The organism is Halomonas sp. XH26, assembly GCF_024138895.1.
In the GTDB taxonomy this organism is placed as follows: Bacteria; Pseudomonadota; Gammaproteobacteria; order Pseudomonadales; family Halomonadaceae; genus Vreelandella; species Vreelandella alkaliphila.
The window spans coordinates 2,941,501-2,954,644 of record NZ_CP071889.1; the positions used below are offsets into that span (position 1 = coordinate 2,941,501).

Annotated in this window: 8 protein-coding genes; all 8 read right to left on the reverse strand. The window is 54.7% G+C overall.

What is annotated here, in order from left to right; genetic code table 11:
- Window positions 1-339 precede the first annotated feature (339 nt).
- From J4377_RS13460 to J4377_RS13495, 8 genes are read right to left on the reverse strand one after another with little or no spacing between them, the layout of a single operon-like run.
- Window positions 340-9,231, reverse strand: a complete 8,892-nt coding sequence (locus tag J4377_RS13460) for an LPD38 domain-containing protein (protein WP_253485900.1) — start codon at window positions 9,229-9,231, stop codon at window positions 340-342.
- A gap of 19 nt (window positions 9,232-9,250) precedes the next feature.
- Entirely contained in the window at window positions 9,251-10,522 is a 1,272-nt protein-coding gene (locus tag J4377_RS13465) for a hypothetical protein (protein WP_253485901.1), read from the reverse strand.
- A gap of 9 nt (window positions 10,523-10,531) precedes the next feature.
- Complete coding sequence (locus tag J4377_RS13470; protein ID WP_253485902.1) at window positions 10,532-10,792, reverse strand: hypothetical protein; 261 nt, start codon at window positions 10,790-10,792, stop codon at window positions 10,532-10,534.
- Entirely contained in the window at window positions 10,789-11,265 is a 477-nt protein-coding gene (locus J4377_RS13475) for a hypothetical protein (protein WP_253485903.1), read from the reverse strand. Before J4377_RS13475 ends, J4377_RS13470 begins: the two co-directional genes overlap by 4 nt.
- A gap of 2 nt (window positions 11,266-11,267) precedes the next feature.
- A complete protein-coding gene (locus J4377_RS13480) occupies window positions 11,268-11,885 on the reverse strand; it encodes a hypothetical protein (protein WP_253485904.1) in 618 nt (205 codons plus the stop codon).
- Window positions 11,882-12,394: a hypothetical protein gene (locus J4377_RS13485; protein WP_253485905.1), complete on the reverse strand. Its 513-nt coding sequence runs from the start codon at window positions 12,392-12,394 to the stop codon at window positions 11,882-11,884. The genes J4377_RS13480 and J4377_RS13485 overlap by 4 nt, the downstream gene beginning before the upstream one ends.
- A gap of 44 nt (window positions 12,395-12,438) precedes the next feature.
- Entirely contained in the window at window positions 12,439-12,816 is a 378-nt protein-coding gene (locus J4377_RS13490; RefSeq protein WP_253485906.1) for a hypothetical protein, read from the reverse strand.
- The gene (locus J4377_RS13495; protein WP_253485907.1) at window positions 12,809-13,126 is read right to left on the reverse strand and encodes a hypothetical protein; all 318 of its coding nucleotides are present in this window, start codon (window positions 13,124-13,126) and stop codon (window positions 12,809-12,811) included. Before J4377_RS13495 ends, J4377_RS13490 begins: the two co-directional genes overlap by 8 nt.
- Between the last annotated feature and the right edge of the window lie 18 nt (window positions 13,127-13,144).

The window sequence follows — 13,144 nt, forward strand, 5'->3', positions numbered from 1 at the left end:
TTTTATAGCTATAAAATAAGGTTGGCGCACCTGCGAACAGGGCAGTAACCTCCTATAAACAGCCTTACTAGGGTTGCTTAAAACCAATCAAACAAAAGGATTAGCTATGCTTAACGCAGCAAAATTTACACTACTAGTCCAGTCATACATTGGCGCTTTTTTCGTTATGTCATGGTGGCATGATGATTTACAGTTCGCGCCTTGGTGGCTTAAAACACCCGTGTTTATTGTATTGTGCGTTTTTCTAGTAGCGCCTGTGGCGTGGATGGTATTGGAAAATGAAAAGTATAAGGCTAACAGCCGCCGGTTAGAGCGGCTGCAATATCTTGAAAAAAAGCACTACTTCTCAGACTGAACTGCGCCTTCTGCCTGGTTATAAAGCAGGTTAAAAAAGTCCACCTCGCTATCCATTGCGTCTTCAATCTCGTCGAGCTGCTCGTCGCGCTCTCCAGGAGTTAGGCGCTCATCGGCTTCAATGGCGTCGCGCACCTTGCGTAGCTCTGTCAGCGTTTTTTCAAGATCAGTCGCCATATCGAAGAGGGCGATCTTGCCGCCATGCTCGTCATAGAAGCTGCGCGCCTCCTCTCTAGGCAGGTTGATAAACTCTTCATGCAGCTGCCCAACTTCCGTGCGGCGCTCATAGAACGTTTGAATATCGCCGTATTCATTGACCTCAGACTTGAAGCGACCCACAAACGGAATGCGGTGGGCGTCGATGGTCTCGCCAGTCGCTGTGCGTTTGATGCTGTCCGCCACTTTCTCGGTAAACGACCAGGCACCGCCGCCGTAGTAGTTAACAACATGCTGCAGTACGTCAGGGCTAACATCGATACCGCCTGACCGGTAATCGCTGCCGCCTGTCAGCTCGTTCATAAACTGAGCAAAACTTTGATAAGCAGATGGCGTAGACCTGAAAGCAAGTGAGCTATCTGGCTTGGGCGTGCCGAAGGGGAAGTTCTCTTTGAAGATCACGCGGCCTGCAAAGTCCTCATTAACTGCCACCTGAGTAACCGAGCCTAGCAGTGTAGGCGTGAGGTTTTTCATCACCAAGTTGGATGTATCCTCTGAATCTTGGAAGCCGATGGGTGAGAAGCTGCCAAGAATAGCCAGCGTCATATCTTTACCCGCCTCTGTCAGCGATGATTTGCCCGACATGACGGATTCAGCGTGCGTGCCGATGTTTGAGAATACGTTATATCCATAAGGCAAAGGAATGCGCACATAGTCTTTGCCGCCTGTCATGATAATCAGGTTGCGCTCTTTGACGTGGCCAGGAATCTTGTCATAGAAGAGCTCACCGTCATCATCTTCGTCTGACATCATGCGGTTAAACATGGCCATTGCGTAACTGCCTACGGCCATACCTATCGCTAGCTTTTGGGCGGCGTTCATGCGACCCCAGATGTTCATCCGATTACCCCCCGCCGGCGTATCCTTCACGGTGGCCATCGTGCGAGCGACGTTCATGGTGCCTTGGATGGAGGCGTTAGCGAACATGTATGCAGCATTAAGCGCAGTGCCTACCTCCCCGCGACGGTTAAAGTTGACCGTCAGATTCTTGGCCAAGCTGGCGGCTTTCTTGCGGCTAACGCCTGCCCTGCGCGCATTGACGTAAGCGGATAAGCGCACCGCGTTTTCAACGGAGCCGTTCATGTTCTCAACGAAGTCGGCTACGGTTTTCTTAGCCTTCAGCATATTGCCCATGGTGCCGCCGTTCTCACGGCCAATAATGCTTTTGATCTCTTTGGCCTGGCCAGCCAAATCCTTCATATCGAAATAGCCTGTTTTGGCCCCATCCTCGATAAACTCATCGAACCAGCGGTCCCACTCCGTATTGCGCGGCGCGTCAGGATCAGATAACCCTCGATAAGCTGCTTTCATTGCGCGGGGAATATCTCTCGCCGTCTGCCTAGCAATCTTCTTGCCTTTTATCTTGCCGTCGTCCCTGGTCTGCTCTGCGGCCACGTTGAGCAACGCCGTTTGCACGTCCCGGGTAAAGTTGGTCAGCATGAACTCAGGGTTATAGCTGGTCATCATGGCAGATAAAGCACGTGTGCCAGCTGCTGCAGTACGTACCAGCAAGTTGTTCTGCTCAGGCCCTACATTGCGCATAGCGTTCAGCAAGCGCTGGTCGTTGATCTTGATGTAGTACGTGCGCCCCGCCTTCTTGGTTTTGAAGTAACGCTCGTTCATTTCCATGGCCACTGGGCGTTCTTCTACTTCAATGCGTTTGGTGCCGTCTGGATTAGTGCGCTCGACCTGAGTACGCTGGGTGTCTGGATTGTTGTTGGTGAACACCTGCCACAAGTCAGGGTTAGGGTTGTCAGTGATCAACGACAACAATGCATTACCTACCTCGTTCTTACGCTTACGAATAACCGACTCAGTAGTATCTACAATCGCTTGCGTAGAGGGCGAGGCTGCTTTTGATAAGCGACCAAGTGCCGTTTTGGTTTCTCGCCCACCAATCTCATAGCCGCGGCCCGAGCGCATCCGGCCACTACCGTCTTGACCTACAGGAATATCTTCGTCATTTGCCCAACCTTTCAGTGGCACGTAGTAGTCATAACTAGCATCCCAGGCGTCTAGCGTTTCATCAGATTCAAGCCCGCCTTCGCGGATTATCTCGCGGCGATGTGCCAGCATGTCATCCACGATAGCGGCTAAGCGTTCAAGTCGCAGTTTCTTACCGCTGGCTTCAACCTCTTGCATTATGGCGGCTGCTTCGGCATTGGTCATACCTGATCCGCCATCTGCGTAGCGCGGATCATCAGGGTTACGCTCAGCAATACGGGCATTGCGCTCTGGCGCATGGCGAGCATAAAGGTAGGCGTCCAACTCTTCCTGTTGAATGCCGCGCGCTGCCATGCCTTTGGCTAGCTTCTCGACGTAGTTGCGACTTAGCTCGTTCAGGTCGCGCTCTGTTTTGCCGTGGAAAAGCTCTTCGGCCAAGTAGGCGTCGTTATCCTCATTGATGTTGCCACCTGCCTGCTTGATAGCTTCCTGCGTGACCTTCAGTCGATTCATCTTGTCAGCCATCTTGCGCAATGCAGCCTGGCCTAGCGATTCATCAGGAAGAGCAAAGTTAGCGCTGTCGTTGACGTAGTCGCCGCCAGGGGGTGATGAAAGGCTAAACAGCAGGTCATTACTATCAACGCCATCAGGATCGAAAGCCGCCTGAGTTGAGCGGATGTCTTCCGTATTAAACAGCACAATCTCTTGCGAGCCATCCCTATCTTTTAGCTGAGTAACAACACCATCAAACCCCATGCTGCGCAACTTTTCCGTAAGCGCCTTTGAGTCTTCTGGCGTTGCGTTCATCATGGATTTCTTTTTATCAACTGGTACTCGCAAAAGGGATGACGGCTTAATGAATAGCGGCATGACATTTGGCTCAGCCATGCCTGATTTCATGTTGGAATAGCTGCTGGCGAAATCAGGATTATCAATAACGTAGACGCCCTGCCCTAACCACCCCGCATCCTTTTGGCTCCAGTGGCCAATCTCGAAAGCACTTATGTCTTCGGCTGTTCCGTGGTAGAAATTCTGCGGTACTCCTCTGGATAGTCCCGCTTCATCGCCTCCTCGGTTATCCCGTAGATCGCCTCGAAGTCCGTCACCTGGTCGGGTGGGTACTTCTGAGAGAGATCCCGAAACATCGCTTCCAGTTCTTTCCGTTCTTTCTCGGAAGGTAATTTGCCCGTCATCATTCATCTCCGCTGCGATTGCTTCATCGATAGAGGCAATGTAGCCCATATCGCGGGCGCGTTGCATCCGGCCTTCCTGGCTCATATCCAAGCCTTTGGCTTCAGCCCGCTGCCAGGCTGTGCTTTCTGAGCTGCGACTATTCAGGCTGAACAGCGGTGAGCCAGACCCTGGTTCGCGATACATTCCCTCGCTTATTTCAAAGTCTCGCTTTTTCCCCTTGTTTTCAATAAAACCGAAGCGCTTGTAAAACTCACGCAGGCGTCGTGTATTGCCTCCAAAATCTGAGGAAGGTGTTAATGCCAGGGTAAAACCGTTGGCATCTGCCCATCGCGTCAGGTGCTGCATTGCCTGGGTGCCAGTGCCTTCCTCACGACCGTTGTCTGGTACCACAATACGAGAAAGCGTTGCTCGACTGCCTTTTCCCATAAGGTCTAGCTTTAGCCCTGGGTGCGCCTCGCGTAGCTGCGCGGCCACTTCTTGGGCGCTTAGCCCATCCAGTGGGCTGTTCAGGCTGAACAGTGACGCCTCTGAATCGCTGGCTTGCTGCTCGCGGCGTAGGTATTCCCTCGACCGCTCAGACAACTGCATAACATCCGCATCCGTCCAGTTCATACTGGGGAAATAGCGACGCAGGAGTTCACGGATTTTGGCAACTGCGCGACGTAATACGTTGGGCTGCCAGCCTTTTTCTGTGAGGTGGGCAACCATCTCTTCAGCGATGGTTATTTGATGTTCGGGGTTAGACTGATCAAGGAACGGGTAGCTTTCTAGCACCTCGTTCAGCGCTTCACGTCCACGCGGGTCCAGCGGCAGCGAGTTATAGACTTGCCGCATCACTGGCTCTAGCTCAGCGCCTAGCACGCCGCGAACGCCTTTGTGGCCCACGGCTTCATGCACAGCCGTTTGTATACCCTCTTCAACACTAGCGACGTTGTCAGCGACCACATACAGCTCATCGGCAATAAACATGCCGCGCACGTCGCGAGGGTTAACGCCGCGCAGCATCATACCCAGCAGCGCTTCAGGCGGTAGTTCTTTTGTTGATTGTATGATTCGAGTATTGGAAAGCTCTGGGGTATCTGCTAAGGCAGCGGTTATATCGGCAGCGCTAGGGGTGTTGCTAGGCTGGGGAGCGGTTTCATTTTGTGTGCTGAATAACGCATCCTGTCCGCGCGAGGCGGCCACATCTGCGCTACGTTCGCTGCCGCTTAACATAAAGTCGTCAGCATCGCGGTCTGCCTGGGCGCGTTGCGCCTCTTGGTTGCGTTGGTCGGCTTCGGCCTGTTCAGCCTGTTGGACTTGCTGCTCGCGTTGCGCAAGGCTTTCTTCTGTCTGGGTTTCTAGGGTGAGAGCATCTGCTGCTTCTGGCTGCACTTCTGCTACCCATCCCCACCCGCCCTCTATTTCAACGGGTTGAGCATTGAGCGTGTCACGGAAACGCTTGGAGAGTTCAACGGCACGGCGCGTTTGGAAGGGCTGACCATTCGCCTTAAGGGTTATGCTGGCTTGTGGCCCTCTTTCGGGAATACTTAATGATTGTTCGGTTGCATCCGCTGCCTGTACGTCATTTCGGTCAAAATTGTTTGATAGCTGATCAGGCGCTACCGCTTCAACAGCCTCCTTGCTTGGTAAGGTAATATCGGAATTTTCACCAAGTGCGAATGGTCGCTGTGCATCCCCCTCTTTGATCCAGCTTTTTAGGTCATCAACTGAGACTTCTGTTATCTCGCCAAGCCCTTGCCATCCATCCTCATAGTTCGCCAAATATCCCTGCTGAGCTGCCTCCGGAGAATCAAACCCCAGCATGATTTTATGCTCGTCGAAGCCGCCTTCTTCGTTGATCTGGTCGACAATATAGGCCTTGGGAGAATCAGGGTTATCGCCTATAAATACATCTAAGTTATCGCCATCTGCTGCCTTGGTGCCTTTGATATCCCCATAATGGTGCGCCATTTGGTTTTCCCATTGAGCACCGTCAGGCCCTGTTCCGCGACGGGTCGAGCCTTTGGGATTCTCAATCGCAATATCAAAACCACTTATTTTGACCCGCCCCTTGCGATAGTTGCCTGCTTCAGCCTGGGCAGGCGTAGGGCTGCGATCAGTCTGTGTTGCAGCGACCTCAATACTCTCCTTCGTATCTTGCACTTGAGGTGCTTCCTGACGAAGAGCCGATCGTTGCTGAGAATCTAGTCGAGGCGGCTCGGTCGAATCAACTTGCGTGTCGCTAGTTAGCTGGGAAATAAACCCCCATCCATCCTCTACCTCAACTGGTTGGGCGTTGGGCGCATCACGGAAGCGCTTGGATAGCTCGACGGCGCGGCGGGTTTGGAAAGGCTTGCCGTCGGCCTTGAGGGTTACCGCTGGTTCTGCTTGCGCTCCTGCTCCAGTGCGTGGGCGTTGTTCTCCTGTACGCGCTGTTCGTGCGTCGTTGACTGCAGGTACTGGTTCACTTCGTCCAGTGTCTTGCCCTGCTTGATTAGCCTGTCCGCTGCTAGGTGCTGGTGTACGTCCTTCGCTCGCTGCTGTGCTGTTAGGGCCATTCAGTAATGCCTCTTTAAGTTCTCGCGTCACGCTGGCCAGTGTTTCGCCATCCTTCACACGGCGCGCGGCGTCGTTGATCTGCTGGTTAATCTCTGGTGTCGTCGTCGCCCGCTCAAGTAGCGCAATGGCGTCTGCCGAGGTTTCCTGTAGGGCGTTGTTGCGATCCTTGGCGATGCGGTTGCCTGCCTGCTCAGCCGTTTGGGCGTTATCGTTCAGCGTAGCGAATAAGCGCTTGTCGCGCACCAGGGTTTGGCGCAGGTTATCCATTACCTTCACGCGCTCGCCAATGAGCGATTCTGCCGGATCATCACCAAACAAGCCGCCTTGCTCGCCTTGGCTTTCAGCAAAGCCAGCTTGGCGGACTTCATTGGCTAGCAACTCGCGCTGATTATCGTTGGTGGGCTTCACGCGTTGGAACACGCCCACGGCGGCCATTTGCTGGTCAGGGTCAGCAAAAGAGCGGCCGATGACCGCGCCGTCTTTTTCGGTGATCACCTTGTTAAGCACTGCGCCAAAGGGCTCGGTATCGAGCTTGGCAATATTGGCACCGTCGCGCACAAGCTGGGTGCGCGGCAGGTTACTCCCGCGTATCACCGTATCGATATCGCCTTCGCTATTACGGAACACCTTGGCGGCATCCATCGCTGTGGCGCTACCTGCGGCAATGTTAGCCTCGGCGGCCGCGCGGCGAGCATCCTCAACAGTAACGCCATCGGCTTCTCGCAACACAATGGCGTTCACGTCAGGCTGCTGCAGCTGACGAGCCAAGTTAATGCGGTGGTGGCCATCGGCGGCGTACACGCTACCGTCGGTGCGCTCATGCAGGATTAGGTTGCCCGCACGTAGGTCGTCCCATTTTTTGATGCCCTCAAGGCGGCTATCTACACCTTGCTCATTAACCTCTGTACGGAACTGGTAGGCTTCAGAGTCTACCTGGATGCTTTCAACCGGTACACGGCGCGGCGTTTTAGTATCAGGATTAGGTGAAGGTTGGCCGGGGGCGATAGCGGGAGTCGCTTCTTCTGCCGCTTCCCTATTGGCTTTATTCTCCCGAATTGTTAGGAACCGTTTTAAGTCTTCTGGGTTTTTGATCTCGCCTGCTTCGAAAGCTTTTCTAGTATCTGAGTACGCTCGCTCAGAACGAAAAGCACTAGAAGCCCCAGGTTTGCGCGCAAGCAAGTCAAACCAGCCGCTATAAAACGTATTTGAAATTCCGCCTGCTAAGCCACTGCCCATATCAGCCAGTCCGGTAGTGTCCTGACTAGGGAGGGTTGCCTCTTGCAGCGTCTCATCAGCCGCTACTGGGCTTTGCTCCGATTCGGGCGATTGCTGTTGGCCATCAATATCAATCGTGGTGTCGGGCAGGTCAGCATTAGGGTCGTAGTCGGCAATACCATCTTGGGCAGCTTGCTCGCGCCACGCTTCCTCCCAACGGCGCTGGGCATCCATATCCAGGCCTGCTGCTTGCTCTTGAGTGCCATCATTATTGTCAGTGCTATTTAAGCGATCCATTACTCGAGCGAAGCGCTCAGAGACGCTTTGTAGCTGCTCACGAACAGGCATTAAAGCATCGCTATCGTTGCGGGACCGCGCCATAGTTTCAGCCTCAAGTGCGGCGGATATCTCGCTACTAATGGCGTCCATTTCAGCAACAGCATCGTTATCGCCACGCTCCTCAGCAGTAGTGCGCAGGGCTTTAAAGGCGTCACCGTAGCTGATGGAGTCACGCACCTCGCGCTCGGCGGATGACAACTCAAAGCGGGGTCTGGCGATTAATTCGGCGGCGGTACCGACAGCCTCAGCATTGGCGGCTTCGGCTTCTGGGGTAGGCGCTTCCTGTTGAGCAGTAGAAGACTGTTCGGCGGGCGCTTCGCTCGGCCCTGGCTGCTCGCTTCCCTGCTGATTATTTCCGCGCAGCTCCATACCAGCAGTCGCACCACGCACTACGCCACCAGTAGGACCGCCAACGATTACCCCACCTGCAGCACGGCGCGCGGCGGTCGTAGCATCCCAACCAGTCTCAGTACCAACAGACTCCCCCGCGTACTCAATGCCGCCTTCTTGGATCGCTTCAGTTACGCTTTCTGTGGCGGCAGCACGGCCAACGGCACCAGGTATTTGACGAGCGCTGGTCACTGCATTTTTGCCGCCCGGTAGTAAACGGCCAAGAGCAAAGCGATCTAGCAGCACAGAAGCAGCAGCCGTCGGGCCGGATACAGCATAGTCGCGACCTTCCGGCATCCCTTCACGGTTATCATTCTCTACGCGCCCTTCGCCAATCTCTTGCGTGCGCGCCGCCAAATAAGCGGGCAAGCTTACAACCAGGCCTGCCATATCGGCCAATGCTGCTGGCCCTTGCTCGGCAGCCGCACCCGCAATGGTTTTAATGCTCGGCTCGTCTAGCGCGCGATCAATCGTGTAGTTAGGCTGGTAGCCAAGACTTATATCTTCAACTGCCTGTCCGGTATCGATAAGTCCAGTACTGGTATCTTCGGGCTTGGCGCGCATGGTGAAATCTAGGCCAAAGCCGCCTAACGCAATATCTGGCTCGTAGCCACGCGCGCGCATCTCGTCAACGCTGCCACCAATCACGCCTGGATTAATCCCTCCAAGCGCATCGGTAATCGCCTGCTCTCCGCGATCTGCTACGTTCCCCACAAACTGCAGCGCATTCCCCGCCAAATCGAGGCCGCGCTCACCAGCGTTACGCAAAGCGTTGCTGGCTAAATTGGGTGTTTCGGGCTGGCTATCGTCAGCGCTGGGCTGATTTTCTCGCCCACCAAACACATCCGCCTCTGTGCGGGTAAAGAACTGATCACGCACGCGGGAAAAATCCTCTTCGCTCTTGGCAAGCGGACGAACCACGCGATCAACATAGTTATTGCGCATTTTCTGACGAGTTTGCCAGTCAGCGCTTTGGAAGTCAGGATGCTCAGAAACAGCTTTCCACGGAAGAGGCTGGGGTTGTTCGGCGGCGTTCACACGCGGCTCCTTCTATTATCTATAGGTCTCGCAGGATAGAATTAAGCAGATCATCTTCTAATGGCTCACTAGGCGAGGGGCCAGGCCTCAAACCGCGCTCTCCCTCTGGCTGCGGCGGTTGGTCTGTACTAGAGCTTGCCGTCGTCGAAGACTGCCTTGATGCGGGTATGCTTAATCCTGCGGGCTGCCGTCCAAAGGCTCGGCTTTCTAGCTCGGGTAACATATCCCGAATGGCCTGTCTTTCGCTTTGAAATTGAGCAAGCTCTTCATCGCTCATGGTATTGGCTGCGCCAGGCGCGCTTAATATGCTTTCGATATCTTCTAGCCGACCCGTGTAATATTTGAGCTCGTCACGTGAGGAGTCGTTGCTGCGATTCAGCATTTGCCATGCCGCTTCGCGGCTGGGGGCTAAGCCATTGCTCACCAAATATTCGATATCTTTTTGCGTGGCTGTTGGCCGATCCCAATAATTGCCCCCTGACTGCGGCGCACGGCCAATCACCTGCTTGGTTTCGCCGGTTCTTGTATTACGCTGAAGGATCGACCCGCCCGGGCCTTCGACTTGCTCCCAGCTTTCGGGCGTGGCGTCACCGCGAAGCACTCGCAGCATACGACTCGCATTAGCCCTAAACTCATCACCACCCATATTGATGCCATTGCGAACTTGGCGAAGCCCTTGGATATGGTTCACCAATCCCTCCATGGGCACGTTCATAACCATTGCATCTTCTTCAGTGCCCCGGCCATCGGTCATTGGCTGGTAATCGACCGTGCCGTCTTCGCGGGTCACTTCTAGCTCGATGTTGACGCTCTGCCCATCCGGCGCTGGATAAAAGCGCGCAATACGCTTTTGCCCGCCTTCGCCGCGGTTCACTAAATCCTGAAATAAGATGTTGGCCTGCTCTAGCGAATCAGGGTCGTTGGCATCGGCTGGTGAATTAAGGTCAAACACGTCGGCGGCGCGCTGAATGGCTGGGTCGGCTCTTTCATCAAACGCTGCCCATACCTGCGGCTTGTTTCTTAGTAGCGCTATATCATCTTCGGAAAGCCCTTCTGGCCCGAACTCAGCACCCCTAGCTAAAGCAAAGGTAAGCGCCTCTTTCTCACGCTCCCTTTCAACCTCGTCCATCCTCATTTGGCCCATTTGCATGTCTAAGCCAAACTTTTGCTCTTGCATCTCGTCTTGTTTTAGCGCGCGCTCGTTCTGGAATTGCTGCTGCTGGTACTGGTTCATCAGCCCAAAGCCTTGTGCAAAGCCACTGGCCAAGCCGCGTGTATCGAGTCCTGCCATGGTGACCTCCTAGAAAAGTGAGCTGGCGAGAAAGCCAACACCTGCGCCGATAGCCATGCCCATCGGGCCACCTACTGCGCCGATCTTCATGCCTGCCATCGCGCCAATACCCGCCCCCATGCCGACGGCTTGCATCTTTTGCGTTTTTTCGGCCTGCTTAATTTGATCTTCTGCCACCTTCGCTTGGCGCTGCTGGCCGGCGAGATCACCTAGCCCTTGCATGGCCTGGCTTTCCATCTGCTGTCGTAGGCCTAAAAGTCCGTAGCTCATTGGTTCATCACCCGATCAGGAATATTGGAAAGGCCCATGCCGCCGGCGAGAATCGATTGCTGTCGATCTTGGGCAGAGATGCGCGCTTCGTTACCTGCGCTGACCATCGAGGCACTACGCTCTAGGCTGGTACGACGCTTTTCGGCGGCCTGCTGCTGGGGTGTCTGGCTAATGCCGTAACCTTGGCGCTGCTGGTCTAGCCCTTGCTGGCTGTTGTCGTAGGCAAGGCCCACGGCACTACTGGCATTGGATGCCGCTACGCCAGGGGCATTGTTGTCCTGCGCTACACGGGCCAGCTCATCGACATACGGCGCAAAGCGGCTTTTCCAGTCCGACCACTGCGCGCGGTTAAGTTGACCAAGTAGCTGTGAGGCCCCTTGGTCACCGCGCATGGCTTGGCCCGGGTCTACTCGCTGCTGTGCAGTTTCAGAGGGAGCGTAAGCAATCTGCCCTAACGTTGGTTGGTATTGCATGGCTAGCCCCCACCAATCTGGTTATACAAGTTCAACCCTTGTGCCGGTGCTGGCTGGTTCATGTAGCTCGATGCGCCCGCACCGGCTACTTGGCCTAGTAGCTGCAAGTTGGCGCTACGGCGGTTAAAACGGTTGGCTGCAGTTTGCTGGGCGTCGGCGGCTGACTGACTGGCAATGCTAGATAGACCCTGCTGGGCCTGCCCCGCCTGACCCTGACCAATGGCAACGATATTTTGAAGACCGCGCACCTGTTGGTTTTCCTGCTCAAACTGAGCGCGCCCAAGGGTTTCACCACCTGCACTGGCACCACCAAGTGCGATACCGCTCATTGCAGACTGCGCGCGACCGCTAGACGGGTCGATACCTGCTTGGCTTAGCTGCATACCTGCTTGCTCACTAGCCTCGCTTACGGCTTGCTGCTGGCTTTGCATGGTGCGGCCTGCGATGTAGCTCATATTGCCCGCATTGGTCATATCGCCCACGGACTCCATATAGGCGTTTTCCAGCGGTGCCAGCTTCTCTTGTGCGAAGTTCCACTTTTCGGCGGCTACCTGGGCAAGCTGGCGTTGCTCGGGCGTATCTTTAACCGTGGTATCGCCGCCACCTCCACCGCCGCTCACAACTCACCCCCGTTAAGCGATTCGTCAACATCTTGTTGATACGCTTCGTCTTGCGTGGGGTCGAGCGCGGCCAAGTAGTCATCAAGTCCGTCTTCATGGAAGTGGTCGCGAATCGACAGGCTGACTTTGTTCATCCAGTCGTAACCACCTATCAGGTAGGCGCACTGCGTCACCACGGCGGTAAGCTGGTCACGCAGTACAAAGGCAAGGGTTTTGTAATGGCGGCTGTCAGAGCGCTCTAGGCACGCGCTATCACGCCAGTCTTGTAGCGCACTAGCCATTAGCGGGCGTAGGTAGGGTTCATGCTCTCGGTAAAACGGGTTAGCCGGTAGCTCAATCAACGATTCCCAGAACGTGCGGATCAGCACGCCATCGGTGACTGGCTTATCTTTATCAACAAGATCGTCAAGCGTCTGGGAAATGCGAAACAGCATCTCGCAAAATTGCGCGGCCGCTTCGTTATTGCGGAGTACGTCACGTAAAAACGTGGCTTCATTCTGGCGGGGCATGCAGCACCTCACGGTGGGGCAATTTAAAGGAATAGTGTAGCAGGTTACGACGTGAGCTGGTCTTGTAGCTCGCTCGCAATACGGTGCATTTCCGCAGCGGTTTGTGCTTCGCGAATAGCCTTCTTAGCTTTTAGTCTCGCCGCTTCAATCTGTGCGCCAAGCACTTGCCACTGCTGACGCGCCACAAGAACCGAGTCGACCACTTCCTGCACCGTCATGTCCAACGCTTCGGCTTCTGCCGAGATCATCGGGCCGCCCCCTGCCAAGGCTTCTTGGTACTTAACCTCGTAGGTCATTGATTGACCAGAGCCAGGTGTTAAGTGTTGCATCCGTGCGTTCTCTGCCGCTTGATCCACAATATCGAGATAGTGCCGCACAGCGTCATCTAGTGTCTTATGCAAAAAGGCTTTGAGGTTAGCCAACGGTCACCTCCATTTCGTGATCCAAGTAATTAACCAAACCGCTAAAGCTAATTGTATAGGTACCTGGAATGTCATATTCGATAGCCTGTCTGTCGCCCGTAGTGACAGTCGAGATACCGTTCGTTGAGAGGGTTACGCCCGTAGGCAGTCCAATGAGCGCGATGGAAAGCGGGTCGGCACCCTGCTCGACAGTCGCCTCGATAGGTCGTTTAGGCAATACCGTTTCAGTTTCAACATCAACATAGTGTGTTGTGTCAAGTGCATCACTATCAGTAGGGATTCGTATATAAAGAGACGATCCTGACAGCACTTGAGTTATTTCTCCTTT